At 74.1% G+C, this 25,664-nt stretch carries 32 protein-coding genes; 17 read left to right on the forward strand and 15 right to left on the reverse strand.

Features of this window, described 5'->3' with window-relative positions:
- Positions 1-16 precede the first annotated feature (16 nt).
- On the forward strand, positions 17-778 hold the full coding sequence (locus BN344_RS06825) for an adenosylcobinamide-GDP ribazoletransferase (protein ID WP_040337467.1): 762 nt from the start codon (positions 17-19) through the stop codon (positions 776-778).
- Between the two features lie 300 nt (positions 779-1,078).
- On the opposite strand, the gene BN344_RS06835 is transcribed toward BN344_RS06825, so the two are convergent.
- The gene (locus tag BN344_RS06835; protein WP_166518194.1) at positions 1,079-1,756 is read right to left on the reverse strand and encodes a TIGR04222 domain-containing membrane protein; all 678 of its coding nucleotides are present in this window, start codon (positions 1,754-1,756) and stop codon (positions 1,079-1,081) included.
- Between the two features lie 113 nt (positions 1,757-1,869).
- Here BN344_RS06835 and BN344_RS06840 point away from each other — a divergent pair, with 113 nt between their 5' ends.
- Positions 1,870-2,748 (forward strand): helix-turn-helix domain-containing protein, encoded by an 879-nt coding sequence (locus BN344_RS06840; RefSeq protein ID WP_040337470.1) that lies wholly within the window; start codon positions 1,870-1,872, stop codon positions 2,746-2,748.
- A 3-nt stretch (positions 2,749-2,751) separates the two neighbouring features.
- Here BN344_RS06840 and BN344_RS06845 read toward each other — a convergent pair whose 3' ends face one another.
- A complete protein-coding gene (locus BN344_RS06845) occupies positions 2,752-3,081 on the reverse strand; it encodes a tetratricopeptide repeat protein (RefSeq protein ID WP_197022245.1) in 330 nt (109 codons plus the stop codon).
- 125 nt (positions 3,082-3,206) lie between these two features.
- Here BN344_RS06845 and BN344_RS06850 point away from each other — a divergent pair, with 125 nt between their 5' ends.
- Complete coding sequence (locus tag BN344_RS06850; protein WP_081788398.1) at positions 3,207-3,908, forward strand: DUF4383 domain-containing protein; 702 nt, start codon at positions 3,207-3,209, stop codon at positions 3,906-3,908.
- A 2-nt stretch (positions 3,909-3,910) separates the two neighbouring features.
- On the opposite strand, the gene BN344_RS06855 is transcribed toward BN344_RS06850, so the two are convergent.
- Positions 3,911-5,086, reverse strand: a complete 1,176-nt coding sequence (locus BN344_RS06855; RefSeq protein ID WP_040337471.1) for a glucose-1-phosphate adenylyltransferase family protein — start codon at positions 5,084-5,086, stop codon at positions 3,911-3,913.
- A gap of 82 nt (positions 5,087-5,168) precedes the next feature.
- On the opposite strand from BN344_RS06855, the gene BN344_RS06860 reads away from it, so the two are divergent.
- On the forward strand, positions 5,169-6,422 hold the full coding sequence (locus BN344_RS06860; protein WP_231486555.1) for an MFS transporter: 1,254 nt from the start codon (positions 5,169-5,171) through the stop codon (positions 6,420-6,422).
- Here the strand turns inward: BN344_RS06860 and BN344_RS06865 are convergent.
- Both BN344_RS06865 and def read right to left on the reverse strand, forming a co-directional pair.
- Positions 6,407-7,024, reverse strand: coding sequence for a flavodoxin family protein (locus tag BN344_RS06865; RefSeq protein ID WP_040337472.1), 618 nt, complete (start codon positions 7,022-7,024; stop codon positions 6,407-6,409). The genes BN344_RS06860 and BN344_RS06865 overlap by 16 nt on opposite strands.
- Before the next feature lie 64 nt (positions 7,025-7,088).
- Complete coding sequence (gene def, locus BN344_RS06870; RefSeq protein ID WP_040337473.1) at positions 7,089-7,646, reverse strand: peptide deformylase; 558 nt, start codon at positions 7,644-7,646, stop codon at positions 7,089-7,091.
- A gap of 304 nt (positions 7,647-7,950) precedes the next feature.
- Here def and BN344_RS19835 point away from each other — a divergent pair, with 304 nt between their 5' ends.
- On the forward strand, positions 7,951-8,331 hold the full coding sequence (locus BN344_RS19835) for an ANTAR domain-containing protein (RefSeq protein ID WP_051515604.1): 381 nt from the start codon (positions 7,951-7,953) through the stop codon (positions 8,329-8,331).
- A gap of 119 nt (positions 8,332-8,450) precedes the next feature.
- Positions 8,451-9,119 (forward strand): lysophospholipid acyltransferase family protein, encoded by a 669-nt coding sequence (locus tag BN344_RS06880; protein ID WP_040337474.1) that lies wholly within the window; start codon positions 8,451-8,453, stop codon positions 9,117-9,119.
- Between the two features lie 21 nt (positions 9,120-9,140).
- Here BN344_RS06880 and BN344_RS06885 read toward each other — a convergent pair whose 3' ends face one another.
- Complete coding sequence (locus BN344_RS06885; protein ID WP_040337475.1) at positions 9,141-9,527, reverse strand: acyl-CoA thioesterase; 387 nt, start codon at positions 9,525-9,527, stop codon at positions 9,141-9,143.
- Between the two features lie 40 nt (positions 9,528-9,567).
- On the opposite strand from BN344_RS06885, the gene BN344_RS06890 reads away from it, so the two are divergent.
- Both BN344_RS06890 and BN344_RS06895 read left to right on the forward strand, forming a co-directional pair.
- Positions 9,568-10,203, forward strand: coding sequence for an MSMEG_1061 family FMN-dependent PPOX-type flavoprotein (locus BN344_RS06890; RefSeq protein WP_040337476.1), 636 nt, complete (start codon positions 9,568-9,570; stop codon positions 10,201-10,203).
- Between the two features lie 44 nt (positions 10,204-10,247).
- Positions 10,248-10,673: a VOC family protein gene (locus tag BN344_RS06895; protein ID WP_040337477.1), complete on the forward strand. Its 426-nt coding sequence runs from the start codon at positions 10,248-10,250 to the stop codon at positions 10,671-10,673.
- Between the two features lie 4 nt (positions 10,674-10,677).
- Here the strand turns inward: BN344_RS06895 and BN344_RS06900 are convergent, their stop codons facing one another.
- Positions 10,678-10,875 (reverse strand): hypothetical protein, encoded by a 198-nt coding sequence (locus BN344_RS06900; protein ID WP_040337478.1) that lies wholly within the window; start codon positions 10,873-10,875, stop codon positions 10,678-10,680.
- A gap of 114 nt (positions 10,876-10,989) precedes the next feature.
- Between BN344_RS06900 and BN344_RS19460 the strand changes: the two genes are divergently transcribed.
- Positions 10,990-11,529, forward strand: a complete 540-nt coding sequence (locus tag BN344_RS19460; protein ID WP_081788401.1) for a type II toxin-antitoxin system PemK/MazF family toxin — start codon at positions 10,990-10,992, stop codon at positions 11,527-11,529.
- A 20-nt stretch (positions 11,530-11,549) separates the two neighbouring features.
- On the opposite strand, the gene BN344_RS06910 is transcribed toward BN344_RS19460, so the two are convergent.
- The 3 genes from BN344_RS06910 to BN344_RS20180 are packed head-to-tail and all read right to left on the reverse strand — an operon-like array spanning position 11,550 to position 12,647.
- Positions 11,550-11,879, reverse strand: coding sequence for a hypothetical protein (locus BN344_RS06910; protein ID WP_231486558.1), 330 nt, complete (start codon positions 11,877-11,879; stop codon positions 11,550-11,552).
- 4 nt (positions 11,880-11,883) lie between these two features.
- Positions 11,884-12,177, reverse strand: a complete 294-nt coding sequence (locus tag BN344_RS06915) for a winged helix-turn-helix domain-containing protein (protein ID WP_040337479.1) — start codon at positions 12,175-12,177, stop codon at positions 11,884-11,886.
- Entirely contained in the window at positions 12,174-12,647 is a 474-nt protein-coding gene (locus tag BN344_RS20180) for a hypothetical protein (protein ID WP_166518170.1), read from the reverse strand. Before BN344_RS20180 ends, BN344_RS06915 begins: the two co-directional genes overlap by 4 nt.
- A gap of 147 nt (positions 12,648-12,794) precedes the next feature.
- Between BN344_RS20180 and cobT the strand changes: the two genes are divergently transcribed.
- Complete coding sequence (gene cobT / locus BN344_RS06925; RefSeq protein WP_269319891.1) at positions 12,795-13,838, forward strand: nicotinate-nucleotide--dimethylbenzimidazole phosphoribosyltransferase; 1,044 nt, start codon at positions 12,795-12,797, stop codon at positions 13,836-13,838.
- Entirely contained in the window at positions 13,838-15,115 is a 1,278-nt protein-coding gene (cobA, locus tag BN344_RS06930; protein ID WP_081788402.1) for a uroporphyrinogen-III C-methyltransferase, read from the forward strand. The genes cobT and cobA overlap by 1 nt, the downstream gene beginning before the upstream one ends.
- 75 nt (positions 15,116-15,190) lie before the next feature.
- On the opposite strand, the gene BN344_RS06935 is transcribed toward cobA, so the two are convergent.
- The 4 genes from BN344_RS06935 to BN344_RS06950 form a co-directional block, all read right to left on the reverse strand.
- Positions 15,191-15,874, reverse strand: a complete 684-nt coding sequence (locus BN344_RS06935; protein ID WP_040337480.1) for a class F sortase — start codon at positions 15,872-15,874, stop codon at positions 15,191-15,193.
- The gene (locus BN344_RS06940) at positions 15,852-16,442 is read right to left on the reverse strand and encodes a hypothetical protein (protein ID WP_040337481.1); all 591 of its coding nucleotides are present in this window, start codon (positions 16,440-16,442) and stop codon (positions 15,852-15,854) included. Before BN344_RS06940 ends, BN344_RS06935 begins: the two co-directional genes overlap by 23 nt.
- A gap of 312 nt (positions 16,443-16,754) precedes the next feature.
- A complete protein-coding gene (ygiD, locus tag BN344_RS06945; protein WP_081788404.1) occupies positions 16,755-17,606 on the reverse strand; it encodes a 4,5-DOPA-extradiol-dioxygenase in 852 nt (283 codons plus the stop codon).
- A 70-nt stretch (positions 17,607-17,676) separates the two neighbouring features.
- Positions 17,677-18,813 (reverse strand): PucR family transcriptional regulator, encoded by a 1,137-nt coding sequence (locus BN344_RS06950; protein WP_040337482.1) that lies wholly within the window; start codon positions 18,811-18,813, stop codon positions 17,677-17,679.
- Between the two features lie 75 nt (positions 18,814-18,888).
- Here BN344_RS06950 and BN344_RS06955 point away from each other — a divergent pair, with 75 nt between their 5' ends.
- The 4 genes from BN344_RS06955 to BN344_RS06970 are packed head-to-tail and all read left to right on the forward strand — an operon-like array spanning position 18,889 to position 22,131.
- Positions 18,889-20,190 carry an alkyl sulfatase dimerization domain-containing protein gene (locus tag BN344_RS06955; RefSeq protein ID WP_051515718.1) on the forward strand — a complete coding sequence of 434 codons (1,302 nt, stop codon included), beginning with the start codon at positions 18,889-18,891 and terminating at the stop codon, positions 20,188-20,190.
- Complete coding sequence (locus tag BN344_RS06960; protein ID WP_040337483.1) at positions 20,190-20,549, forward strand: YidH family protein; 360 nt, start codon at positions 20,190-20,192, stop codon at positions 20,547-20,549. The genes BN344_RS06955 and BN344_RS06960 overlap by 1 nt, the downstream gene beginning before the upstream one ends.
- Positions 20,549-20,935, forward strand: coding sequence for a DUF202 domain-containing protein (locus BN344_RS18940; RefSeq protein ID WP_051515605.1), 387 nt, complete (start codon positions 20,549-20,551; stop codon positions 20,933-20,935). The genes BN344_RS06960 and BN344_RS18940 overlap by 1 nt, the downstream gene beginning before the upstream one ends.
- A gap of 32 nt (positions 20,936-20,967) precedes the next feature.
- Positions 20,968-22,131 carry an acyl-CoA dehydrogenase family protein gene (locus tag BN344_RS06970; protein WP_040337484.1) on the forward strand — a complete coding sequence of 388 codons (1,164 nt, stop codon included), beginning with the start codon at positions 20,968-20,970 and terminating at the stop codon, positions 22,129-22,131.
- A 55-nt stretch (positions 22,132-22,186) separates the two neighbouring features.
- Here BN344_RS06970 and BN344_RS06975 read toward each other — a convergent pair whose 3' ends face one another.
- Positions 22,187-22,894, reverse strand: coding sequence for a (2Fe-2S)-binding protein (locus BN344_RS06975; protein WP_040337485.1), 708 nt, complete (start codon positions 22,892-22,894; stop codon positions 22,187-22,189).
- A 138-nt stretch (positions 22,895-23,032) separates the two neighbouring features.
- On the opposite strand from BN344_RS06975, the gene acs reads away from it, so the two are divergent.
- Together acs and BN344_RS06985 are read left to right on the forward strand one after the other, a co-directional pair.
- A complete protein-coding gene (gene acs / locus BN344_RS06980) occupies positions 23,033-24,982 on the forward strand; it encodes an acetate--CoA ligase (protein ID WP_040337486.1) in 1,950 nt (649 codons plus the stop codon).
- Positions 24,983-25,131: 149 nt separating this feature from the next.
- A complete protein-coding gene (locus BN344_RS06985) occupies positions 25,132-25,641 on the forward strand; it encodes a phage holin family protein (protein WP_040337487.1) in 510 nt (169 codons plus the stop codon).
- The last annotated feature ends 23 nt before the right edge of the window (positions 25,642-25,664 follow it).

Genomic DNA, 25,664 nt, shown 5'->3' on the forward strand with positions numbered 1-25,664 from the left:
CCGTCCGGCCGGTCCGATGAGGCTCACCGGGCCGCTGGAGTCCGCGGCGCTGCTCACCGCCGTGCCCGTGCCGGCGCGCGCCGCGTCCTCCACCCGGGGCGTGCTGCCGTGGGCGCCGCTCGTCGGCCTGGTCCTCGGCGGGCTCGCCGCGGCGGCCGCCGTCGCCGGTGCGCGCGCGATCTCGCCCCTCACCGGGGCGGTGCTGGCTGTCGTGGTCCTCGCACTGCTGACCCGCGGGCTCCACCTGGACGGGCTGGCCGACACCGCCGACGGGCTCGGTCCGTTGCGCGGCCGGGAGCGGGCGCTGCAGGTCATGCACCAGAGCGACGTCGGCCCGTTCGGCGTCGTCACCCTGGTGCTGACGCTGCTCCTGCAGGTCGCCTGCCTGACCTCGCTGCTCGCCCACGACGCCGGCTGGCTGGCACTCGGGACGGCGGTCGTCACCGCCAGGCTGGTCATGTCCCGCACCGGCCTGCCGGGCGTGGCCGTGGCCGAGGGCTCGTCCCTGGGGGCGAGCGTCGCCGGCACGGTCTCGAGGAGCTGGCTGACCGGGGCCACCGTCGTGACCCTGATGCTGGCCGGCGGCGGCGCGGCGCTGCTCCGCGGGCCGGAGCACGCGGCCGCGACGGTGGGATCCGTGGTCGCCGGCTGGGTGGCGGCCGAGGTGCTGCACCGGCGAGCGGTTCAGCGGCTCGGGGGCACCACCGGGGACGTCATGGGTGCCACCGGCGAGGTCGCGACGACGACCGGTCTGCTGGTCGCCGCCGCCCTCTGGTGATCAGCGGCGCCGCAGCAGACCACCGACCAGCTGGCCGAGGCCACCGCCGGCCGCCGGCGTCCCCGCCCGGCCGCGTCCCATGCCGCGCCCGCCGACTCCGCGGCCCGTGGACCTGCCCATCCCGCGCCCGGGTCGCGCTGTCCCGCGTCCACCTCGCGCCGCTCCCCGTGCCGCGCCTTCCGCCGTTCCCATCAGTCGTCCGAGGATGCTCATGGACCAGTGGGTTCCCCGGACGGCGGAGCCGACCCTGTTCTCGGTCCGGAGGTTGCCTTCAGCCCGGCGCGGCCTGACGACCTGTCATCACCCACCGCCACCTCCGTCACCGCTGCCGCCTCCCCCGCCGTCCCCGCCCCATGCGACGGCCTCGCTCCCGGCGACCCAGACGGGCGCTGCGTAGGTGTAGCTCCCGAAGCCCACCACGTACGGGTCCGGCCGGAGGTCACGGCCCTTGGGCGGACGAGGTGGAGCGGGCGGGTGGAAGAGGACGGCCCGGAGCGACGGATCGCTCATGGCGCCCAGTCCGCACAGCGCCACCGGCAGCGCCCTGGTTCCTTCGGCGACGCGGTCGATCGGCGGTTCGGCCCGGAGGTGCCGCAGCGTGCGTCGCCCCTGGCCGGTGAGGGCCAAGCTCGTCCACGAGCGGTGCCGGGAGGCGCTGGGTACTGAGCGGCGCAGCAGGCCGTCGCGCTCCAGGCGGTGCCGGACGTCGGCGAACCGTGGGTCGCTCCGCAGCCGCCAGCGCAACGTGTTCGGCGTGCGGTGCCCCCGGTGCTTGATGCCGTCCATGGCGGCAGCTTCCAGCCAGTGACGGTGCCGCCCGTCCGCCACCGACAGCTGACCGGTGGAACGGTCGACGGCGATCCGTCCGCTCTCGGCGAGAGCGACGACCGCGGCGTCCACCGCCCTGCAGGGTCCACCGGCGAGGTACGCGATCTCGTAGACGTCGTAGTCGACGGCGAGGGTGCGGGGTCCGGTCATGACGTCGATCCCTTCTGACAGCCGGTCGATCGGTCGATGCCAGAACGGTGGCATCGGGTCTTCCCGGGCGACAGAGGCCTTGCACGATTGCACGGCCGCCGTAGCGTTCCGCCATGGCCGTGGAGTCACCCTCCGCCCGTGCGCGCCGCCTCGCGCGCGAACTGCGGCACCTGCGGGTGGCCGGCTCGCTCCACGGCAAGGACGTCGCGGCACGTCTCGGCTGGTCCCCGTCGAAGGTGTCCCGGATCGAGAGCGGCCGCAGCGGCATCTCGGCCGACGACCTCGACGGGCTGCTCGCGCTGTACGACGTCCCCGAGGAGACCGCCTCCTTCCTCCGCGCCCTGGCGCCCTCGGCCCGGTACCGGGGCTGGTGGGACGCGTACGCCGACGCGCTGTCGGCCGGCTACGCCAATCTGATCCGCCTCGAAGCCGGCTCACGGGCGCTCCGGTGCTACGCCGCCCTCGTGCCGCACGCGCTGCTGCAGAGCCCCGACTTCGTCCGGCAGGTGATCCTGTCGACCTGGGAGACCCCGTCAGAGGGCGAGGTCGACCGGCGCGTGCGGGTGTGCCGCCGCCGGCAGGGCGTCCTCGAGGAGGGCTCGCCGGGCGGGACCCTGGAGTTCCGGGCCGTGCTCGACGAGTCCGTCCTCCGGCGGACCGCCGCCGCACCCGGACAGGCCGATGGCGTCGCGATCCTGCGGGGACAGCTCGAGTGGCTGGCCGACGCCGCGAGCAGGCCCTCGGTGACGATCCAGGTGCTCCCGTTCGCCGCCGGTCTGCCCCCCGTGACGGCCGGGTCGTTCTCCGTGCTCGAGTCGCGGGCCACCGGGGCGCCGGACGTCGTCTACTTCGAGAACAAGACGCGCGTCTTCTTCCTCGACTCCGAGGCGGAGGTGCACCGCTACGGCCGGGCGTTCGACCTGCTCAGCAGCATGGCGCTGGACCCGTCGGCATCCCTCGAGCTCATCAGGAGGACGGCTGCCCGGCTCTGAGCGTCACTGCGCGCCGAGGGCGTCGGCCATCCGGTGGTGGGGAACCGCCTCGGCGTGCCGGCTCTGCCGCTCCAGCGTGCGGGCCAGGGCCCGGCGCGCCCACCCGTTGGCCGGGGCCAGCTGCACCAGCCGGGCGAGCGCCCCCTCGGCGCGGGCCAGCTGCGCCGAGCCGTAGTAGGCCCGCGCCAGCGCCTCCAGAGCGGCCTGGTTCGCGGGCTCCGCCTCGACCACGGGCTCCAGGATCCGGGCGGCCTCGACGGGCTGCCCCATCGCGAGGAACAGGTCCGCGCGCAGGAACTCCGAGTGCAGATCGATCTCGAACGGCTGGCTCACGCGGTGGACAACGCCGCGGGCCGACGACCCCTTCCCCGCCTCCAGCGTGTACCAGCGGGGAGCTGCATCCGCGACGCCCCGGGGGCGTGAAGAGAGGGCATCCCTCCCTCGACCGAGGAGCTCCCGTGCAGCTTCGACACTCCCCCTCCCGCCGGACGAACGGCGTCACCGGCGCCCGCCCTGCCCAGGCCACGGACGACCACGGACGCGCCTACGACCCACGGGTCTTCGCCGTCCAGCGGACAGGCGCCCTCGCCGTCGCCGCGGTCATCACGGTCTTCGGTCTGCTCGGCTTCGCCGGCGGCCTCGACTTCTTCTCGACCGACGGCGAACCGATCCTCGGCATGTCGTCCAACGGCCTGCTCTCGACGATCTCGCTGCTCACCGCCGCGGTGCTCGTCGTCGCTGCGCTGCGCAGCCCGCGGACCGCTTCGACCGTCATGATCGTCGTCGGCATCCTGTTCCTCGTCGCTGGTCTGGCCAGCCTGGCGGTCCTGCGGACCGAGGCGAACCTGCTGGCCTTCGAGATCGAGAACGTCGTCTTCTCCGAGCTGGCCGGGCTCGTCCTGCTGCTGCTCGGCGCCTACGGCCGGGTGAGCGGGAACCTGCCCGCCGACAGCCCCTACGCCCGGCCGCGGGCCGACGACGACAGCCCCGAATCGGTCCCGTCGACCCCGGCCGAGTTCGCCGCCGAACGAGCCATGCGGGAGGCCGAGATCGCGGTGGTCAACCACGTCGCGACCACCGACCAGCGACGCCGCGTGGAGGCGATGGCGCAGGTGCACAGCCGCGGTGACCGGCGCCGTGTGTGGATGCAGTTCGACTGAGCTCAGTCGGGCTCCGGGAACCGGGCCCCCGGGGCCAGCTCGGTCCCGGGGGCCACGGTCGCGCGCCGCCCGACCAGCGTGATGTCCCCGTCGCCCCCCACGGTGGCGCCGTCGCCCACGTCGACGCCGTCGTCGAGGACCGACCTGGTCACGGTGGCACCGGCCCGGATCCGCGCGCCGGGGAGCAGGACCGAGTCCACGACCGTCGCGCCCTTCTCGACGACGACGCCGGGAGACAGCACGGAGCCGCGCACCTCACCGCCCACGCGTGTGCCCCCGGACACGAGGCTGTTCTCGACCACCGCGCCGCGCAGGAGGCGGGCCGCGCTGTGCCGGCCGCCCCGGGTCCGGATCGCCCACGACGGGTCGTCGAGGTCCAGTGGCGGCTCTTCCTGGATGAACTCGCGATGCGCCTCCCAGTACGCGGGAACCGTCCCGACGTCGCGCCAGTAGCTCTCCAGCGGGAAGGCGCGGGCCAGGCCGTCGGCGGTCTGGGCGGGCAGCAGCTGCGTGCCCAGGTCCTCGAGCCCGTCCTCCCCCGCGTCCCGGGCCAGGGCCTCGAGCCGGTCGAGGGTCTCCGCGGGTGAGAAGACGAAGACCTCGTTCGTCGCGGTCGTCGTCGCCGGCTCGTCGGGCTTGTACTCGTAGCCGGTCACCCGGCCGCCCTCGCCGACCTCGACGATGCCGTAGCGCGAGGCGTCGTCGGCGTCCACCTCGGTGGTCACCATCGTCACCTCGACCCCCGAGCCGAGGTGGGCCTCGGCGACCTCGCGGTAGTCCAGCTTGTAGACGGCGTCCGAGCTGGCGACGACGAGCGCGTCGGGGGCGAACGCACGGATCTGGTCGGCCTGGCGCCACAGGGAGTCGGCCGTGCCGGTGTTCCAGCCGCCGCGGTCGGTGCCCTGGAACGGCGGCAGGGTGAGCAGCCCGCCGATCGTCCGGTCGAGGTCCCACGGCCGGCCGTTGGCCAGGTGCGTCGACAGCGACGTGGGGTGGAACTGGATGGAGACCCAGACGTCGGCGATCCCCGAGTACAGGCAGTTGGACAGCGGGAAGTCGATCAGCCGGTACACCCCCGCGAACGGGACGGCGGGTTTCGCCCGCTGGTCGGTCAGCAGCTCCAGGCGGCCACCGGCACCGCCGGCCAGGACGAGGACGAGGATGCGGGGCAGCGCCATGGCCCGCCTCTACCCGTCACCTCGGAGGGCCGACACGCGGGCAGCGGGAATCGCCGGCCGCGCACCGGCCTTGCTCCCGGTCGTGCCCGTCTCCCGCCGTCTGCCGCCGACCGCTGCCTTCTGGTCGGTCGCCGTGCTGCTGGTGCTGATGCTGGCCGCGTCGGGCGTCCCCTCCCCGCTCTACCGCGTGTACCAGGAGGAGTTCGGCTTCAGCTCCGGCGTCCTCACGACGATCTTCGGCATCTACGCCTTCGCCCTCCTGGCCTCGCTCCTGGTGGTGGGCGGACTCTCCGACCACGTCGGCCGGCGCCCGGTGCTCATCGGCGCCTTCCTGCTCGAGGCCGCCGCCATGGTCGCGTTCCTGGTCGCGGACGGCGTCGGCTGGCTGCTCGCGGCCCGCGTCGTCCAGGGCCTGGCCACCGGTGCGCTGACCAGCACGCTCGGGGCGTCGCTGCTGGACCTGCAGAAGCACGAGCGTCCCCTCGGCGCGTTCATCAACAGCGCCTCACCCGGGCTCGGGCTCTCGATCGGCGCGGCGGGCGCAGGGCTGCTGGTGCAGTTCGTCCCGTCCCCCACCGACTGGGTGTTCGGCGTCCTCACCGGAGTGTTCGTGCTGGCGGCCGCCGGGACGTTCCTGCTGCCGGAGAGCTCGCCACGGGTACCCGGCGCGCTGGCGTCGCTGCGCCCGCGGGTCCACGTGCCGCCGCGGCACCGCAAGGTCTTCCTCGTCGCGCTGCCCATCCTGCTGGCGTGCTGGTCGCTGGGTGGGTTCTACGCGTCCCTCGGGCCGTCGCTGGTCGCCGACGTCTTCGGCATCGACAACCACGTCGTCGGCGGGCTGCTGATCCTCGCCCTCAACGGCACGGGCATCCTCGGCTCGATCGCGCTGCGCACGTCGCCGCCCGAGCGGGCGCTGCTGGTCGGCTCGCTGGTGTTCGTCGGGGGTGTCTCGGGCACCCTGGGAGCGCTGTTCAGCGGTTCGACGGCGGTGCTGTTCGCCTCGGCGGTGGTCACCGGATTCGGGTTCGGTGCCGCGTTCCTGGGTGCCGTCGCCACGATCACGCACGGGGTGGCCGCGGGTTCCCGGGCCGGGCTGCTGGCCGCCGTCTTCGTGGTCGGCTACCTGGCGTTCAGCATCCCGGCCATCGCGGCCGGCATCGCCGCCGGCGAGGTCGGGCTGGCCCGCACGGCCGAGACCTACGGCGTCGTGGTCCTCCTGCTGGGCCTCGCGGCCGCGGTCGGGCTGCTCCGGGCGCGGCGGGCGGCCGGTTCGCTGATCCCCGACCCCCTGCCCGAGCACCCGGACCGCCTGGCTCCCGCTCAGCTCCCCGGGTAGGGGCTCGCCTTCAGGATCCTGGCCAGGTGCGCGGCGTTCTCGGCCAGGGTGGCCGTGGTCGAGGCGACCGCCTCCGGCGTCTCCTCGAGGTCCAGGTAGTCGGTGCCGCCCATCGCCTGGTCGTTCCAGTAGGTGCCGCCCTGCGACGGGATCGTGAAGCCGATGTCGTCGAGGCCCTGGAACAGGTCGGCGATGATCTTGTGTGCGCCGTCCTCGTTGCCGACGACGGCGGCCACGGCCACCTTCCCGGCGACCAGCGGGCGTCCGGTCTCGTCGGTCTCCGACAGCTCGCCGTCGAGCCGCTCGAGCACGCGCTGCGCGACGCTGCTCATGTGCCCGACCCAGGTGGGCGTGGAGACGATCAGGATGTCGGCGGCCATCATCTGCTCGCGGATGGCCGGCCACTCGTCCCGGTCGCCCATGTCCACCTCGACACCGGGCTTCACGTCGTGGTCCACGACGCGGACGACGTCGCCGGTCACGCCGTGCTTCGCGAGTTCCTCCAGCACCTGACGGGCCATGAGCTCACTGCTGGACGGGGCGGGCGAGGGCTTGAGGCTGCAGACGAGGGCGAGGGCACGGAGCGGAACGGCGTCGGTCATGCGCCCTCAGGTGCCCAGCCACCCGCCCCTCCGACACCTCGGCGGTGGCCGGCGAGGTCCTCGCTCACGCGGGCAGGTCGCCGCTGGGTCCCTCGGCCTCCGCCAGCAGCCGGTCGCGGTGCTCCTCGGGCAGGAGGTCGACGTAGACGGTGCCGTCGAGGTGGTCGACCTCGTGCTGCAGGCAGCGCGCGGCCATGCCGGTCGCCTCGATCGTCACCGGGTCGCCGTGGACGTCGACGCCGTCGACCCGCGCCCGGAAGGCGCGCGGCAGCTCGGCGTAGGGACCGGGCACCGAGAGGCAGCCCTCCTCGGTGACCTCCTCGGCCGGCTCGTCGTCGTGCGGCTCCAGCAGCGTCAGCGTCGGGTTGATCGCGTAGCCGACCACGTCCTCCCCGGCCGCGTCCGGGCAGTCGATGACGAAGATCCGCGCGTCGACGCCGATCTGGTTGGCCGCCAGCCCCACCCCGTCGGCGGCCTGCATCGAGGCGAACATGTCGAGGACCAGGTGGCGGAGGGCGCGGTCGAACTCGGTCACCGGGGCGCAGGACCGGTGCAGGACCGGGTTGCTGCCGTACGTGACGATCGGCCGGGCGACGCCGTCGTAACGGCCGGGCAGGCGCATGACGACCGATCCTAGGGACGCTCGTCCGGAGCCCGCGGCCGCTCCCGACATGACCTGCGGTGAGGAGCGCGGTGGGCACGTCCGCTCACGGCTGGTCACGACGCGGCGCCGCGGCGCCCGGCCGCCCGCGGGACCACCGGCAGTGACCCCCTCGCAACGGCTGCGGACAGCGGGTCGCGGACGTACGGTCCTGGGCATCGGCGCGGCCGGCCCCTCGCGGGCCGGTGGATCCGAGAGGTCGAGACAGCGGCTGAGCGGTCCTGCCGGCGAGCCCGGTACGCCTCCGGTCCGAGAGAGCTGCCCCATGTCCTCCCCGACGCTGTCCCGCCACCGAGTCCGCGCCCACCACGCGGGCCCGTCCCCGACCGCCTCCGCCGCGCCGCTGCCCGCCGCACCGTCCGACGCCGAACGGGCGGCCGCACTGGAGGCCGAGGTCGGGCAGCTGCGCGCGGCCATGGCCAGCCGCGCCGCCATCGAGCAGGCCAAGGGCATCCTGATGCTGCTGACGTCCTGCACCGAGCAGGTGGCCTTCGACCTGCTGGTGCACATCTCCGGCCACACCCACCGCAAGGTGCGGGCCGTGGCGGAGGCGATCACCGCCTCGGCGACGGGTACCGCGGCGCTGCCACCGGACGTCCGGGGCATCCTGCGCGACGCCTGCCCGCCGGGGGGCCGACGGTCCTGAGCTTCTTCCCCCGGGGGTCTGCCGGGGAGGGCGGCCGCCGTCCAGCAGAATGCGGGGGCCGCACGTGCCGTCGCCCTCCTGCTGACGGACGGTGGCGAGCCCGAGGAGGGAGCGCCCGCGTGTTCTACGTCATCGCCCGCCTGGTCGTCCGCCCGCTGTTGTGGATGCTCTTCCGGCCGCGGGTCACCGGACGGGAGAACGTGCCGCTCACCGGGCCGGTCATCCTGGCCAGCAACCACCTGTCGTTCATCGACAGCATCGTGATCCCCACGGTCGCGCCGCGCCGCGTCACCGTCCTGGCCAAGGCCGAGTACTTCACCAGCGGCGGCGTGTCCGGCTGGTTCACCCGCACGCTGTTCGGCGCCCTGGGGGCCCTGCCGGTCGAGCGGGAGACGCACCGCGCCGCGCAGGCCGCGCTCGACACCGCCCTCGGCGTGCTGCACGCGGGCGGGGCGTTCGGCATCTACCCGGAGGGGACGCGGTCCCGCGACGGCCGGCTCGCCCGGGGCAAGACCGGCGTCGCGTGGCTCGCGCTGACCGCTGACTGCCCCGTCGTCCCGGTGGCCGTGCACGGCACCGACCGCGTCCAGCCGATCGGGGCCCGCTGGCCCCGGCCGCGGCGGGTCTCGGTGACGTTCGGGGAGCCGCTCACCTTCCCCGACCACCGCGGTCAGGCCGGCAAGGGCCGCGCCCGCCGCGAGGTGACCGACGCCGTCATGGAGCAGATCGCCGCGCTGTCGGGGCAGGAGAAGGCCGGGTGGGGAGCGTCGCCTGACGCGGCTGCGTGAGCCGGCCGGCTGCCTGCCCGGTCAGGCGGCGAGACGGGCCCGCAGGTCGTCCGGCCACGCAGTCGGGGCGCCGTCGGTGAGACACACGTACGTCGTCCGCACCGTGCAGCACAGCCGGTCGCCGACCCGGATCTCGAAGCGCACGGTCAGGCTCGTGCGGCCCAGCTTCTCCAGGTCGGCGTCGACGGTGACGGTCTCGCCGTGCCGCGCCGACGAGCGCCACTCCAGCGTGCTGGCGACGACGACGTACTGGAAGCCCTCGGCACCGAACCGGCGCCAGTCGATCCCCTGCTCGGTCCACCACGGGGTCAGCGCCTCGTCGGCCCACACCAGGTAGTGGGCGTTGAAGACGATGCCCTGCATGTCGCACTCGACGAACCGGACCGGGGCACTCCACACCTGGGACACGAGGCGCCACGCTAACCGGGCGGGTGGTTACCGTCGTCGCGTGGACCCCCTCGCCGCCGTCCCCGTCCCGGCCGCTCCGACCGCCGACCAGGCCGTCGTCGCCGGCTACCGCACCCCCGGCGGGCTGGTGCTGGACAAGGTCATCGACCGCCTGGACCCGCACTGCCGCGAGTTCATCGCGCACTCCCCCTTCGCCACCCTGGCCACCGCCGATCCGGAGGGCTGGCCGGAGATCTCCCCCCGTGGAGGTGACAGGGGCTTCGTGCACGTGCTCGACGAGCACCGGCTGGCGCTGCCCGACCGGCCCGGCAACAACCGGGTCGACAGCCTGCGCAACCTGGCGGTCAACCCGCGGGCCGCGCTGATGTTCTTCGTCCCCGGCGTGGACCAGACGCTGCGCGTCTACGGGACGACGTCGTTGGTGCGCCCGGACGAGCTCGACGTCGACCTCACCGAGTTCGGCCGGGAACCGCTGTCGGTCCTCGTGATGCAGGTCCGCACGGCCTACTTCCAGTGCCCCAAGTCGGTGATGCGCTCGCGGCTGTGGGATCCGGCGCAGCAGGTGGACCGGACGGCGCTGACCCCGTTCGGCCGGGTCATCAAGGACCACTGCGCGCTGGACGCCGACCTGCCGGACGACGCGGTCATCTGGGCGGACCTGGCCCAGGAGCTGTGACGGGACCACGTCGAATCGTCGGTGGCCGGGCTTAACGTCCGGTCATGGCATTCGACATCCAGGTCGTCGTCGACTCCTCGGCCCCGCACGAGCTCGCCGACTGGTGGGCCGAAGCGCTGGGCTGGCAGGTGGAGCCACAGGACGAGGCGTTCATCTCGCGGATGGTGCAGGAGGGCGCGGCCACGGAGGCCGACACCATGCGGCACCGCGATGCTCTGGTCTGGCGGCTGGGTGCGGCGATCAGCTCGCCCGAGCCCGGCCGGCCGCGGGTGCTCTTCCAGCGGGTCCCGGAGTCCAAGACGGTCAAGAACCGGCTGCACCTCGACGTCCACGTGGGTCCGGAGCGCCGGGAGGCGGAGATCGCCCGGTTGCTCTCCCTCGGGGCGGCCGAGCTCTGGCGGGAGTCACAGGGGCCGATGCAGTGGGCCACCCTGGCCGACCCCGAGGGCAACGAGTTCTGCGTCGCCTGACGCGCTACCGGGCGGGCAGGTCGCGCGCGAGCCTGCGGTCGGCGATGGCCCGTTCGGCGCGCATCCTGGCGCGGACGCGGCGGGATCTCCGGTCGTGCCCCATGTAGCGCGCGTCCTCCACGAGCTGGAAGGCGGCGAGCACGCTGGCCTGTACCTCGCGCGCTCGGGGGACGGCGGGGCGCACCGGCTCGGCCGACGTCATGGCAACCCCTCCTCGACGGAACCAGGACGACCCGCGCGTCGCCCTCACACCGTCCCGGGCCAGTTCCCAAACAACTTCGGCTCTAATCCCCTTCTGTGACCGGATGGTGTCGATGTGTCACACGGAACAGGTGAGGCACGCGGGGCAGATGCGGCCGTCCGGCCCGTAGCGTGCCGCCCATGGCAGCGCAGCGCGGGCTCCGTCGAGCCGCCCGGTCGGTCGTGGAGCTCCTGCGGAGGCCGGGCTCCCGGGCGCCCGAAGGCGCCCGGGAGCCCCGACGTCGAGTACCGGCCACGAGACGACGACGCGGCCGACCCGGGCGAGATCGTCTGGGCCTGGGTTCCCTACGACGAGGGCGACGGACGCGGCAAGGACCGACCGGTTCTGGTCATCGGCCGGCGGGGCGGCGACCTGCTGGCGCTGATGCTGAGCAGCAAGGACCACGACCGCGACGCCGCCGACGAGGCGCGGCACGGCCGGGTGTGGACCGACATCGGCACCGGCGACTGGGATGCGCGGCGCCGCCCGAGCGAGGTCCGCCTGGACCGGCTGCTGGTGCTCGACCCCAGCACGGTGCGGCGCGAGGGCGCCGCCCTGGACCGGGGACGGTTCGACCGCGTCGTCGCGGACGCCGGCCGCGTCCAGGGCTGGTGACGGCCGGAGACGGCTAGGGGTCAGTCGGCGACGGACTCGTCGCGCGCGGGCTGCTGTTCGCGCGGGCGCAGGGTGTAGACGCCGGCCGAGTCGGTGAGCGTCTGCAGGTCGTAGCGGTGCACGACCTTGGGTCCGCCGTGCAGGTGGACGTGCGTGATGGTCGGCAGCGGGTCGCCGTGGCGGGCCGCGCGGATCTCCACGCGCCCGTCGAGCGGACCGCCGACGAACAGCAGCACCGCGTCGTCGGCAGCCTCGTCGGTACCGGTTCCAGCGTCCTCGGACAGTTCGGCGCTCCCTCGCTCGTTCCGCGACCAGCCAGAGTAGGCGCGCCGGGCGGTCCAGGGGAGCACTGCGTCAGCCGCCGGTGATCCGCCGCAACTCGGCGACGTGCGCGTCGAACGCCGTCCGGCCGGCGGGGGTGAGCGACAGGCTGGTGCGCAGCCGGGACGCGCGGGTTGCCTTGCGCACCTGCACGTAGCCGGCCTCCTCGAGCTGCTTGACGTGCTTGGAGAGGACCGAATCGCTCACGCCGACCTGCTCGCGGACCGCCGCGAAGTCCATCGAGTCGACGACGGCCAGCAGGCCGCACACCTGCAGGCGCGGCGGCATGTGGACGACGGCGTCGAACCGCGGCTGGACGGCGGTCACAGCTCGCCGCGGAGCTCGGCGACGTAGAGGCGCGTCCACCACCGGCTCACGATCGCGATCGCCACACCGCAGGCGGCGGACACCCCTACCAGGAGGTGGGTCAGGAACGCCGCGTCGACGATGGCGTCGCACACCGCGACGACGCCCCAGCTGACGCAGCACCAGAACCACACGCGGAAGGCGCGCTGGGTCGGCCCCGGGCGGTGCCCGCTCACCCAGAGACCGGTCAGCCGCCGGTAGACGGTGACCAGCCCCCAGAGGCCGAGACCGCAGAGCAGCCAGGCCCCGCCGATCAGCCACCAGTTGTCCGTCGCGTAGCTCCCGAAGAAGACGAAGACGAGGACGCCGAGCAGCACGTCGTACCACCAGGGCTGGACGACGCGTTCGGCCAGCGCGACACGGCCGGCCCGCAGCGCGGCGAGCTCAGCGGCGGCGGTGCCCTCCTCCACGGAACGGCTGTCGCTTTCCATGTCGGAAAGTCTGCTCCGTCACTTTCCGATCCGTCAAGTAACAGCCCGGCCGGCGCGTCTGCGATCCTGAGGGCCGTTTCCCGCGTCCGAGGAGTTCCGCTGAGCACCGACCCGAACCCGTTCGCCGGCACCCTGCTGGGCGACACCATCGCCACCGTCGTGCCGCGCGACGCGGCGGCCGAGCGGGCCGCCCGGGAACGCCTCTACCGGATGACGAAGCCGCCGGGCTCGCTCGGCGTGCTCGAGGACGTCGCCGCGCAGCTCGCGGGCATCGCCGGCCAGTGCCCCGCTCCCCTGCCGGAGCAGGCCACCGTCGCGGTCTTCGCCGGCGACCACGGTGTCCACGCCCAGGGCGTCACGCCGTGGCCGCAGGAGGTCACCGCGCAGATGGTGGCGAACTTCCTGGCCGGTGGCGCCGTGGTGAACGCCTTCGCCGCCGGGCTGGGTGCCCGGGTCGTCGTCGTGGACGTCGGTGTCGCGGCGACGCTGGACCCGGCCCCGGCACTGCTGGACCGCAAGGTGCGGCGCGGCACCGCCGACCTCGCCGTCGGGCCGGCCATGACCGTCGACGAGGCCCGCCGTGCGGTCGAGGCGGGCATCGAGGTGGCGACGACGCTGGCCGCGGACAGCGGGTGCCTGATCACCGGCGACATGGGCATCGCGAACACCACCGCCTCGGCGGCGCTCGTCTGCGCCTTCACCGGTGCGACACCCGCGACGGCGACCGGCCGGGGCACCGGCATCGACGACCCCACGCTGGCCCGCAAGGTCGAGGTCGTGAGCCGCGCGGTCTCCCGCGTGCCCACGCGGCCGACGACGCCGGATGCCGCACTCGCGGTCCTTGCCGAACTGGGCGGGCTCGAGCACGCCGGCCTGGCCGGTTTCGTGCTGGGCGCGGCGGCCGCACGCGTGCCGGTCCTGCTGGACGGTGCGATCGCCGGCTCGGCGGCGCTGGTCGCTGCGGCCCTGTGCCCGACCGCGATGGAGTACGCACTGGCCGGCCACACCTCGGTCGAGCCGGGGCACGCCGTCGCGCTGCAGTCGCTCGGTCTCCGGCCGCTGCTGGGGCTGGACCTGCGGCTCGGGGAGGGCACCGGCGCCCTCCTGGCCCTGCCGCTGGTGACGTCGGCCGCGCGGGCGCTGCGCGACGTCGCCACCTTCGACTCGGCCGGCGTCACCGAGAAGAACTGATGGCCTCCCCCGTCCACCCGGCCATGGCTGACCCGCCCCGCCCCGACGGCGTCGTTTACCCCGTCGGGCTGCGCCTGCTGGGGCGCCGGGTGGTCGTCGTGGGCGGCGGGCAGGTCGCGCACCGCCGCGTGGCCGGGCTGCTGGAGGCGCAGGCGCAGGTCACCGTGGTCAGCCCCGAGGTGACCCCGGCCCTCGAGGCGCTCGTCGCGCCCGGATCGCTCACCTGGGTGCAGCGACGGTACGAGGCCGGCGACCTCGACGGCGCCTGGTACGCGGTCGCGGCGACGGACGACCCCGACGTCAACGCGGCCGTGGCGGCCGAGGCGGAGGACGCCCGGATCTTCTGCGCCCGGGCCGACGACCGGGCCGCGTCCAGCGTCTGGACACCGGCCACCGGACGGCACGGCGACCTCGTCGTCGGCGTCCACGGGGGCGGGGACCCTCAGCGGGCGGTCGCCGTGCGCGACGCGGTCGTGGCCGGGCTGACCGACGGCACGGTCGCCGACCGCACCTCGCGGGAGGTCACGTCCGGCCGCGCCGGCGGTGTGGTGCTCGTGGGCGGCGGCCCCGGCGACCCGGCGCTCATCACGGTGCGCGGGCGGCAGGCGGTGGCGCAGGCCGACGTCGTCGTGGCCGACCACCTGGCGCCGCTGTCCCTGCTGGCCTCGCTGCCCGCGGACGTGGAGGTCATCGACGCCTCGAAGCTGCCGCGCGGGCGGTCGATGGCCCAGGAGCAGATCAACGACCTGCTGGTCTCCCGCGCCCTGGCCGGCAAGCGGGTGGTGCGGCTCAAGGGCGGGGACCCGTTCGTGTTCGGCCGCGGCATGGAGGAGGTCGAGGCGTGCGTGGCCGCCGGCGTGCCGGTGGAGGTCGTCCCCGGCGTCACCAGCGCCATCGGCGTTCCGGCGCTGGCCGGCATCCCGGTCACCCACCGCGGGATGACCCACGAGTTCGTCGTCGTCTCCGGCCATCTCCCGCCCGGCCATCCGAACTCGCTGGTCGACTGGTCGGCCATCGCGCGCCTGCGCGGCACGGTCGTGGTCCTGATGGGTGTCGACACCGCCCATGCCATCGCCGCGACCCTGGTCGAGCACGGTCGCGCCCCCTCGACGCCGGTCGCGGTGATCAGCGACGGCTCGCTCCCCACGCAGCGCACCGTGCGGACGACGCTCGCCGACCTCCCCGCCACCCTCGCGACGGCCGACATCCGCCCGCCGTCGGTCTGGGTGGTCGGCCCCGTGGTCTCGCTGGCAGCCGGGGACGATCCGCACCGCTGAGCCCGCACCATCCCCGCCGCTCAGAAGGGCGGCGGGGAGGCGTCGACCGGTGGTCGCAGGGCGCGTTCCGGCGGCTCAGCGCACGACGGTCGCGAACACCACCGTGTTGTCCGTGCTGGTGCCGGCCTCGTCGTCGAACTCGCCACCGCAGGTGACCAGTGCGACGTCGGCCTCCGCGGGGTGGCTGTTCAGCGTCTCGGCCAGCGCGGAGGTGGCCTTGTCCAGTCCGGCCACCGGGGACCCGAGCACCTTCAGCCGCAGCACCGCGCCCGAGCCGTCCCGCAGCGTGATCTCGTCACCGGGGTCGAGCGTGTGCAGGCGGTCGAAGACAGCCCCGCCGTCGGCCTGCTGGTGCCCGAGGATGACCGCCATCTGACCGGAGCCGGGCTGGGGGCCGTCGGACCACCAGGAGGTCGTCCGCATCGACTCCGGGACGCCGTACCCGTCCACCTTCTTGCCGGTGAACGGGTTCTCGTACTGCACGGTCCCGCGCTTCTCCACGGGGGCGTCCACGCCGATCGCCGGGATGCTCAGCCGGGCCGGCTGGATCGCCCCCGCGGCCACGACCTCACCGGCCGGGCCCGCAGGGGCGACCGGGTCGGACCCGGAGTCCAGCGGCGACTCCGCCGCCGGGGCCGGCCGCGGAGCGGTGTCCGCGTCCGGCCGTCCGGCGACGACGAACAGCAAGCCGATCCCGGCCGCCAGCACCAGCAGGAAGGCGCCGACGGCGCGGAGATCAATCCCGCGAAGCGACCGCACGCCGCCGCATCCCGTACCCGGCCGCTCCGGCGCCGGCCAGGAGCACCAGTCCACCGGCGAAGGCGCTCATGGGCACCGTCGCGTCAGCGGCCTCGGCCGTGGCGGCACCGGTCGGCGCGTAGCCGAGGTAGGCGACCGGCTTGGGCGCGTGCTCGGGAGCCGCAGCCGGCGGCTGGTGGGACGGGCCGGCGGCCGGCGGAGTGGGCTTCGGCTCCGCCTCGGCCGGCGGCTCCTCCTCTTCCTCCGGCAGACAGGCCGCGAAGACCGCGTCGAGCTGCGCGAGCCCCGTCTCGCCCAGGAGCTCCAGCAAGGCAGCCTCGCCCGCAGCCGGGTCCTGGTTCTCCAAGGCGGCCTGGAGGCCCGTCAGCAGACCCGTCACCAGGTCCGGCACCTCTTCGGGCGCCTCGGCGAGACCGCCGGCGATCTCCACGAGGGCGGCCTGGAAGCCGGGGATGCACTCAGGCGGAAGACCCAGCTCCTCGAAGAGCGCCAGCACCTCCGGCGGAAGCCCCGGGCCTTCCTCCTCGGTGCCGGCACCCTCCTCGCCGGTCTCGTCGAGGGCGTCCACGCCCGGGACCTCGACTCCCGCCGACGGGGTGGGCGTGTCACCTTCCGCGGCAGCAACCCCAGGGACGAGAACGAGCGCGGCGGCGAGGGACGCCGCAGCGAGGCCGCGACGCGGACGAGACGACAGGTGCAAGGACAAGGTGGGACTCCCCGTGAAGACGATCAGTGGCGTAAGGCGCCATCACTGTCCGAAGGACTTTGGTCCCACGCCACCCGTGACCTGCGCTTTTGCTGCGTCGGCTGGTGGGTCGTGACGTCACGCAAGCGGATCGAGACGGACCGTTCCCACTCGGCTCGCCTACGGGCGGACGCCTCAGATGTTGGCGCCGTCGGCGGGGGGCCCGTCCGGCAGCGGGGCCGCGAAGCCCGACCCCGACGACTCCGGCGTCTCCATGCCCACCGTGTAGGCGGTCATCGACAGCGAGCCGTAGGCGTAGCCGTCGATCAGCACGTCCGCCGGCAGGGCGTCGGCCCCGGCCACCCCCGCCAGGTAGAGCAGCGGCAGGAAGTGGTCCGGCGTCGGGACGGCGAGGTCGAAGTCGCGGTGCCCGTCGAGCCGGAGGACGTCGGTCGGGTCGGTGACCATGAACTCCTTGGCCTGCTCGTCGAACCGCTGCGCCCAGTCGAACCCGGCATCGGGCATCGCCCGGCTCACGCCGCCCAGGTTGTGGACGACGTTCCCGCTGCCGATCACCAGCACCCCGCGCTCCCGCAACGGCGCCAGGGCGGCACCGAGCTGCAGGTGGTAGTCGAAGGGCTTGAGCGCGTTGATCGACAGCTGCACCACCGGGATGTCGGCGTCGGGGAACGCGTGCATCAGCACCGACCAGGTGCCGTGGTCGATCCCCCAGCTGTCGACGTCGGCGCCGACCCAGGTCGGGTGCACGACATCGGCGATCTCGTCGTAGAGGTCCGGCAGGCCGGGCGGCTCGTAGCGGACGTCGAACAGCTCGCGCGGGAACCCGTAGAAGTCGTGGATGGTGCGCGGGCGCGGCATCGCCGTCACCGCCGTCGCCTGCACGTACCAGTGCGCGGAGACGACCAGGATCGCGCGCGGACGTGGCACCGACCGGCCGAACGCCTGCCAGGCCTCGGTGTACCGGTTCCTCTCCAGCGCGTTCATCGGGTTGCCGTGGCCGAAGAACGCCGCAGGCATGACCGCCATGGCCCCTCCCCGCTCGACTCCGGGCCCAGCATGCTCCGCACGGCCGCCGTCCGCGAGTACGGAGGTCGCGTCAGGAGCCGGCCCGGCGGAGGACGATCGCGGCGCCGAACAGCTGGATACCTCGGGACGACCGTGGATCGACGCCCGTCAGGTCGGTGATCCGCTCCAGCCGGTTGTCGACGGTGTTGGCGTGCACGCCGAGCACCTGCGCCGCGCTCCGCCGGTTGAGATCGGCGTCGAGAAACGCGACGAGAGTGGGCAGCAGGTCGGGATGCGCGGCCAGTGGGGTGAGGACGGCGGCCAGCTCCGGGGCACTGTCCGCCGGCTGCGTGAGGTGGTACTCCAGGAGCACGTCGGAGAGCTGGTGCACGCCGGGACGCCCGGCCACGACGGCGATCCGGTCGGCCCGGGCGGCCGCGGCCGGCACGTCCGCGGGCGACCCGGCCCGCGCCGCACCCACGACGGCGGTGCCGACGGCCCGCCGGGCCAGCTCCTCGACCGGGAAGGAGTCCGGCAGCAGGACGAACCCGCCGAGGTCGTCGCGCAGGCTCAGCGCCCGGGCATCGGCGCGCGTCACCGCCTGCGCCAGCACCCAGCGCACCGCGGCCCGGGCCGCCGACGCGTCGCCGTCGTCCGCGGCGCGGACCCGCAGCACGAGGTACGCGCTCTCCAGCGCGAGGCCGTACCGGGCTGCGACGTCCTCGGGTCCCTCCCCGCGCAGCAGCGCCCAGGTGAGCTCCCGGACCGCGACGTTCTGGTCGGCGGCCGCGCCGGCCAGGTACGCCTCGGTGACCTGGGTGACGGCCAGGCCCACCGCACGCAGCTGCTCGCGGGCCAGCCGCAGCACGGCCGCCTCCTCCCCCGGCACGGCCACCTCCGCGAGCGCGTCCACGACCACCTCCGCGCCCACGTGGTACGTCTGCACCAGCGCGGACAGCGGCACTCCCTCCTCCGCGCGCTGCACCGCCCGCTGACGGGTCACACCGGTGTCCCGGCCCGGCAGGCCCTGCACGTGCTGGAGGAACGCCCGGATGGCGGCACGGGCGGTGGCGGCGACCTCCACGTCCTGGACGGCGGTGGGCAGCCCGTCGAATCCGGGCACCTCGGCGCGGATGCGGTCGACGACCTGGCGGGCCAGCTGCGGCACCCGCGGCACCAGCCGGGCGGCGAGCGCCGCTGCCGCGGCACCGACCGGTGGTTGTGACATCTCACAACGATAGGCCGACAGACCTGGCCCACCGGCCTGTTGCCCGGCCCCGCCCGAGCCGCCACGGTGGACGGCATGACGCGCTCACTGATCGACTACGCCGACGACGTCTGGCGCGGCGCCGCCGACGACAACATCGCGCAGAGCAGCGGAGCCGGGACGGGCGTGCTCGACGTGACCGAGGGCGTCGGCTTCCAGCCGGGGTTCGGCAACGTCGTCACCTTCCGCGCCGGCGGCGAGCTGATCCTGTTCGACAGCGGCAACCCGCTGGGCGCCCAGGCCCTGCACGAGGCGGTGCGCGCGTGGAGCCCCGCCCCGGTCAGCACGGTGGTCTTCTCGCACGGGCACATCGACCACGTCTTCGGCGTCGGGCCGTTCGACGCCGAGGACACCCCGCGGCCGACGGTCATCGCCCAGGAACTCATCGGTGAGCGGTTCGACCGCTACATCCTCACCAACGGCTACAACGCCGTCATCAACCAGCGGCAGTTCCAGGCACCCGGCATGACCTGGCCGACCGAGTACCGCCGGCCCGACGTCACCTACCGCGACGCCATGACGCTGACCCGCGGCGGCCTGACGATGGAGCTCTTCCACGTCCAGGGCGAGACCGACGACGCGACGGTGGCGTGGCTGCCCGAGCAGCGCATCCTCTGCCCCGGGGACATGTTCATCTGGGTGACGCCGAACTGCGGGAACCCGCAGAAGGTGCAGCGCTACCCCCGCGAGTGGGCGATCGCGATGCGCCGGATGGCCGCCCTGGGCGCGGAGATCATGCTGCCCTCGCACGGCGCCCCGATCTTCGGCGCCGAGCGGATCCGGCAGGCGCTCACCGAGACCGCCGAGTGGCTGGAGAGCCTCGTCGAGCAGACCCTCGCCGGCATGAACGCCGGCGCCCGCCTGGACGAGCTGGTGCACGAGGTCTCCGCTCCGGCGCACCTGGCCGACCGGCCCTACCTGCGGGCCCGCTACGACGAGCCGGAGTTCATCGTCCGCAACCTCTGGCGGCGCTACGCCGGCTGGTACGACGGCAACCCGGCGCACCTCAAGCCGGCCCCCGACGCGCAGTTCGCCGCCGCCGTCGCCGAGCTGGCCGGAGGGGCGACGGCGCTGGCCGACGTCGCCCGCCGCTACGCCGGCAGCGGGGAGCTGCGCCTGGCCGCGCACTTCGCCGAGCTGGCCGTGCAGGCCGACGCCGACGACGCGACCGCCCACGCCGCCCGCGCCGAGGTCTACGACGCCCGCGCGCGGGCCGAGGAGTCGCTGATGGCGCGGGGCATCTTCACCTGGGCGGCGTCGGAGTCCCGCCGGGTGACCGAGGGCGCCGCTCCCCAGGCGGGCCCGTCCGCGCGCCTCCTCGCGCCGACGCAGGACTAGTGGGGCGCTGGCCGGGCCGCGTCTACCGGGAGGGTGACGAGCCCGACCCCCGGTTCACGTTCGCCAACGAACGCACGTTCCTGGCGTGGCTGCGCACCTCCCTGGCCCTCGTCGTCGCGGGTGTCGCCGTCGACGTCCTGGCCGAGTCCGGGGACGCCGACGCCGGCGGCTACCGGCCGCTGGCCGCCGCCCTGATCGTCCTGGGCATGGCCGCCAGCGCGGTCGCCTTCACCCGGTGGATGGCCAACGAGCGGGCGATGCGACGGCAGGAGCCGCTGCCCGGGCTGGGGATGGGCACGGTCCTGGCCGGGGGCATCGCGGTCATCGCCCTCGGCCTGGCGCTCCTGCTGCTGGTCTGATGAGCCGTCCCACCGGCCGTACCCGTCCCCGGCTCCTGGGCCGGCGCCCGGTCCCCACGTCCCGGCCCGCGCCGTGGGACCCGGGGCTCCAGCTCGAGCGGACGACGCTGGCCTGGCGGCGGACGGTGCTCTCCGGTTACGGGGCGGCCCTGCTCATCGGTCGCCTGCTGCTGGACCGGTCGCCGGTCGCGGCCGTCGGCCTCGCCGCCTGCGCCACGGTCCTCGTGACCGTGATCGGTGCGCGCGCCGCGCTGCGGCACCGCACGGCCGACACGCGGCTGCGCACGAACGAGGACCTCCCCGACGCCCGGCTGTACGGGGCGGTGACCGTGCTGATCCTCCTGGTCGGCGTGATGGCGCTGGCCACCGTCGTCCTGGGCCCCTGACTTCCCGTCCCGCGACCTGGTAGGACGACGGGATGAGCAGTGACGACGAGGTCCGCGAGCGGGTCCGCACCTGGCTGGCCGCGCACTGGGACCCCGCGATCGACCGGAGCGAGTGGCTGGCCGCCGTCGTGGAAGCCGGGTACGCGACGCCCCGGTGGCCCCGCGCGGCGTTCGGCTCGGAGCTGCCCGAGCCGCAGGCCAGCATCGTGGAGGCCGAGTTCGCCCGGGTGGGCGCCCCGGGCAGTGGCCAGGACCGGACGAACCTGTGGGCCAACACGCTGCTCACCTACGGCAGCGCCGAGCTGCGCGAGCGGCTGCTGCGGCCGCTGCTGGAGAACCGGGTGCGGATGTGCCTGCTCTACAGCGAGCCGGGCGCCGGGTCGGACCTGGCCGGTGTGCGCACCAGCGCCGTGCCCGACGGCGCCGACTACGTGGTGGACGGGCAGAAGGTGTGGACGTCGAACGCCGCGGGCGCGGACTTCGGGATGCTGCTGGCCCGCACCGATCCGGCCGTGGCCAAGCACCGGGGGCTCAGCTTCTTCTTCCTGCCGATGGACCAGCCCGGCGTCGAGGTCCGGCCGCTGCGCCAGATCACCGGCGAGGCGCACTTCAACGAGGTCTTCCTGACCGGGGCCCGGGTGCCGGCCGCCAACATGCTGGGCGAGCCGGGCCAGGGCTGGCGGGTGCTGCTGACCGCGCTGGCCTACGAGCGGGTCGCGCTCGGGGAGACCAACCTCGGCGCGATGACGCGGGCGAACGGGCGCGGCGCCACCGACCTGGTCGACCTGGCCCGCCGCCACGGCCGGGACGACGACGTCCTGATCCGCCGCGACCTCGCCCGGCTGACGGCGCTGCGCTCGGTCAACCGCTGGAACAACCAGCGCGCACAGGCGGAGCGCGAGCAGGGCAGCTCCTCGTCGCTGGACTCGCTCGGCAAGCTGATGATGTCGCGCATCGTGCACGAGACCGGTCGCGTGCAGTCGGCGATCGTCGGACCCGAGGCGCTGCTCGAGGGCCCGGTCCACCCGGACGGGGACGACGCCAACTTCGCCTCGATGAACGCCTACTTCACCTCGATCGGCGGCGGCACCGACCAGATCCAGCGGAACATCATCGGCGAGCGCCTGCTCGGCCTGCCCCGGGAGCCCGAGGTGGACCGGGACGTGCCCTTCCAGGACGTGCGGCACTCCCCCTGACCACCCTCCCCGGGGGCCTTTCGGCGCCGAAAGTCCCCGGGGACCGCCGGGGCTCTCACCAGCGGCGAGCCGCCTCCTCGAGCAGCGCGCGCCGCTCGGCCGGCGGACGGCGGGGGCACGAGGTGCACAGCGGTCCCGACGGCAGCCGGTAGACCAGGCAGCACGACGCCCGGCGGGTGAACCGGGCCCCGCCGACGTCCTCGTACCGGGGCACCGGCAACGGGGAGCCGATCGCCTCGGCCAGGGGTGCCGCGTGCGCCGTCGCGGCGGCGATGTCCCCCGCGGCGCGGCCCAGCGCGAGGAGCTGGTTGGCCAGCGAGTCGGTGGCGATCGCCCAGAGCGGGCGCTCCCGCACCCCACCCGCCTCGGCGACCGCCGCGACGACAGCCTCCAGCGACTCCCGCAGGTCCCCCGCCGGGTCCGGCACCGAGGCGCTACGGGCCACGGCCGCCACCGGCGCCGCACCGGGCAGCAGGGCCACCGTCAGGTCCGCCAGCCTCGCGGACAGCGGGATGCCGGTCACCAGCCCGGCCAGCGGCGGGGTCACCAGCACGGTCGAGGCCGAGTACCACCACACGGTCGCGACCACCCGGCGGTCTACCGGTCGGCCCCGCGGGGTGCGGGCGTCGAGCACCTCCGCCGTCCACGACGGGTCGGCCAGCCGGGTGGCGGGCACCCGCACCGCGGCCGGCGGGACCAGCAACCCGAGCGCCGCGGCACCGCGCAGCCGGGCGGCTGCGGCGTCCTGCTCCGGCGTTCGCACGGGGTCAGTCTGACCGGCCGCCGCACGGAACCGGCCGCCCGCCGTTCCGGGGCAGACGAGGGCACCCGACAGGCCATACGGTGATCTGAGCCACGCTGCGTCGCCGGTTCCCGTCGACGCCGGACACGGAGGTAGCGCATGAGCGGGACGACCGAGACCGGCGGCCAGACCTTCTCCCCGCCCGAGGTGATCGCCGCGGGTGCCAACGTGGGGCCCGAGGTCTACGAGGAGGCCGCGGCCGACCGGCTGGCCTTCTGGGCGAAGCAGGCCGGGCGGCTCTCCTGGGACCGGCAGTGGGACGAGGTGCTCGACTGGAGCAACCCGCCCTTCGCCAAGTGGTTCGTGGGCGGGAAGCTCAACGTCGCCTACAACTGCGTCGACCGGCACGTCGAGGCCGGTCACGGCGACCAGGTCGCCTACCACTGGGAGGGCGAGCCGGGCGACACCCGCACGATCACCTACGCCCAGCTGAAGGACGAGGTCAGCCAGGCCGCCAACGCGCTGACCGAGCTCGGCGTGAACGCCGGCGACCGGGTCGCCATCTACATGCCGATGATCCCGGAGACGGTGATCTCGATGCTGGCGTGCGCCCGCATCGGCGCCGTCCACATGGTCGTGTTCGGCGGGTTCTCCGCGGACGCCCTGGCCAGCCGGCTCGACGACGCCGGCGCCGTCCTGGTCATCACCGCCGACGGCGGCTACCGCCGGGGAGCGGCGAGCGCGCTGAAGCCCGCGGTGGACGACGCGGTGAGCCGCTCCCCCGGCGTCCGCAACGTCGTCGTCGTGAAGCGGACCGGCGAGGACGTGGAGTGGGCCGAGGGCCGCGACCTCTGGTGGGACGACGTCGTCGGGCGGCAGTCCACCGAGCACACCTGCGAGTTCTTCGACGCCGAGCACCCGCTCTACATCATGTACACGTCGGGGACCACGGCGAAGCCGAAGGGCATCCTGCACACGAGCGGCGGCTACCTGACGCAGGTCAGCTTCACGCACTGGGCGAGCTTCGACCTCAAGCCCGACACCGACGTCTTCTGGACCGCGGCCGACGTCGGCTGGGTCACCGGGCACAGCTACATCGTCTACGGCCCGCTCTCCAACCGGGCGACGTCGGTCATGTACGAGGGGACGCCGGAGACGCCGCACCGCGGGCGCTGGTGGGAGATCGTCCAGAAGTACGGCGTGACCATCCTCTACACCGCGCCCACGGTCATCCGGACGTTCATGAAGTGGGGCGAGGACGTCCCGGCCGGCTTCGACCTCTCCACCCTCCGCGTACTCGGCTCGGTCGGTGAGCCGATCAACCCCGAGGCGTGGCTCTGGTATCACCGGCACATCGGCGGTGGCCGCTGCCCGATCGTCGACACCTGGTGGCAGACCGAGACCGGCGGTCACATGATCAACCCGCTCCCGGGCGTGACGTCGCTGGTCCCGGGCTCCGCGCAGGTCCCGTTCCCGGGCATCTCCGCGAAGGTGGTCGACGACGAGGGCAACGAGCTCTCCGACGACTCCACCGGGCTGCTCGTGCTCACCGAGCCGTGGCCGTCGATGCTGCGCACCATCTGGGGCGACGACGACAGGTACGTCGACACGTACTGGTCGCGGTTCGGGAAGAACGTCTACTTCGCCGGCGACGGCGCGAAGAAGGACGCCGACGGCAACATCTGGCTGCTCGGCCGGGTGGACGACGTCATGAACGTCTCCGGCCACCGCATCTCCACGACGGAGGTCGAGTCCTCGCTCGTCGGCCACCCGACGGTCGCCGAGGCCGCCGTCGTCGGGGCCAGCGACCCGACGACCGGCCAGGGGATCGTGGCCTTCGTGATCCTGCGCGGGGACGCGGTGGACTCCGGCGACGAGCTCGTGCAGACACTGAAGACGCACGTCGCGAAGGACATCGGCCCGATCGCGAAGCCGCGGCAGATCATGGTCGTCCAGGAGCTGCCCAAGACCCGCTCCGGGAAGATCATGCGCCGGCTGCTGCGCGACATCGCGGAGAACCGCGAGCTGGGCGACGTCACGACGCTGACCGACTCGTCGGTGATGAACCTGATCAAGGAGAAGCTGCCCGCGGCACCCTCCGAGGACTGAAGAAAGGACCCCGTCCGCGGGGCCAACATGGCCATTTCGGCCCCTCGGACCGGTCTCTCTGACCCCGTCGGAGGACGTGCAGGGGCGCCGTGGAACGTCGTGCGGCACGATTCTCCTGACCAGCACCACCGTCGAAGAAGGAGCTCCCCGTGGCGCACAGCGTCTCCAGCGCATCCGGCGCGTCCCCGGCCGTCCGTCCGGCGGCGATCGAGGAGCCCTCGGTCGGCACGCTCGTCCAGAGTGCGATGGCCGACGTCTCCACCCTGATCCGCGCCGAGGTCGAGCTGGCCAAGACCGAGATCAGCGGATCGGCGAAGAAGGCCGGCATCAGCGTCGCCCTGTTCGCCGCGGCCGGCGTCCTGGTCGCCTTCGCCTCGATCTACCTGTTCATCACCGTGGCCGAGGTGCTCGACATCTGGCTCTGGCGCTGGGTGGCCTTCGGCATCGTGACCCTCTTCCTGTTCCTGGTCGCCGGAGCCGCGGCGCTGATCGGCAAGCGGATGCTCAAGAAGGTCGAGAAGCCCGAGCGCACCCTCGAGACCCTGTCCGACCTGCCCGACGTGCTGCACCGCGAGGCGCCGGGTCAGCGGCACCGCACCGTCCCCGAGGTGAGCAACGGCCAGGTCCGCCGGCCGGGGACCGGGCACTACAGCGTCTGAGCGCCCGCTCCTGGATCACGGAG

The organism is Candidatus Blastococcus massiliensis AP3 (genome assembly GCF_000582785.1).
Taxonomy (GTDB): Bacteria; Actinomycetota; Actinomycetes; order Mycobacteriales; family Geodermatophilaceae; genus Blastococcus; species Blastococcus massiliensis.

Coding starts and splice junctions, on each gene's coding strand:
- BN344_RS06825 (WP_040337467.1), top strand. CDS start 17: ATGAGGCTCACCGGGCCGCTGGAGTCCGCGGCGCTGCTCACCGCCGTG.
- BN344_RS06835 (WP_166518194.1), bottom strand. CDS start 1,756: ATGACCGGACCCCGCACCCTCGCCGTCGACTACGACGTCTACGAGATC.
- BN344_RS06840 (WP_040337470.1), top strand. CDS start 1,870: ATGGCCGTGGAGTCACCCTCCGCCCGTGCGCGCCGCCTCGCGCGCGAA.
- BN344_RS06855 (WP_040337471.1), bottom strand. CDS start 5,086: ATGGCGCTGCCCCGCATCCTCGTCCTCGTCCTGGCCGGCGGTGCCGGT.
- BN344_RS06865 (WP_040337472.1), bottom strand. CDS start 7,024: ATGACCGACGCCGTTCCGCTCCGTGCCCTCGCCCTCGTCTGCAGCCTC.
- def (WP_040337473.1), bottom strand. CDS start 7,646: ATGCGCCTGCCCGGCCGTTACGACGGCGTCGCCCGGCCGATCGTCACG.
- BN344_RS19835 (WP_051515604.1), top strand. CDS start 7,951: ATGTCCTCCCCGACGCTGTCCCGCCACCGAGTCCGCGCCCACCACGCG.
- BN344_RS06895 (WP_040337477.1), top strand. CDS start 10,248: ATGGCATTCGACATCCAGGTCGTCGTCGACTCCTCGGCCCCGCACGAG.
- BN344_RS06900 (WP_040337478.1), bottom strand. CDS start 10,875: ATGACGTCGGCCGAGCCGGTGCGCCCCGCCGTCCCCCGAGCGCGCGAG.
- BN344_RS20180 (WP_166518170.1), bottom strand. CDS start 12,647: ATGGAAAGCGACAGCCGTTCCGTGGAGGAGGGCACCGCCGCCGCTGAG.
- cobA (WP_081788402.1), top strand. CDS start 13,838: ATGGCCTCCCCCGTCCACCCGGCCATGGCTGACCCGCCCCGCCCCGAC.
- ygiD (WP_081788404.1), bottom strand. CDS start 17,606: ATGGCGGTCATGCCTGCGGCGTTCTTCGGCCACGGCAACCCGATGAAC.
- BN344_RS06950 (WP_040337482.1), bottom strand. CDS start 18,813: ATGTCACAACCACCGGTCGGTGCCGCGGCAGCGGCGCTCGCCGCCCGG.
- BN344_RS06955 (WP_051515718.1), top strand. CDS start 18,889: ATGACGCGCTCACTGATCGACTACGCCGACGACGTCTGGCGCGGCGCC.
- BN344_RS18940 (WP_051515605.1), top strand. CDS start 20,549: ATGAGCCGTCCCACCGGCCGTACCCGTCCCCGGCTCCTGGGCCGGCGC.
- BN344_RS06970 (WP_040337484.1), top strand. CDS start 20,968: ATGAGCAGTGACGACGAGGTCCGCGAGCGGGTCCGCACCTGGCTGGCC.
- acs (WP_040337486.1), top strand. CDS start 23,033: ATGAGCGGGACGACCGAGACCGGCGGCCAGACCTTCTCCCCGCCCGAG.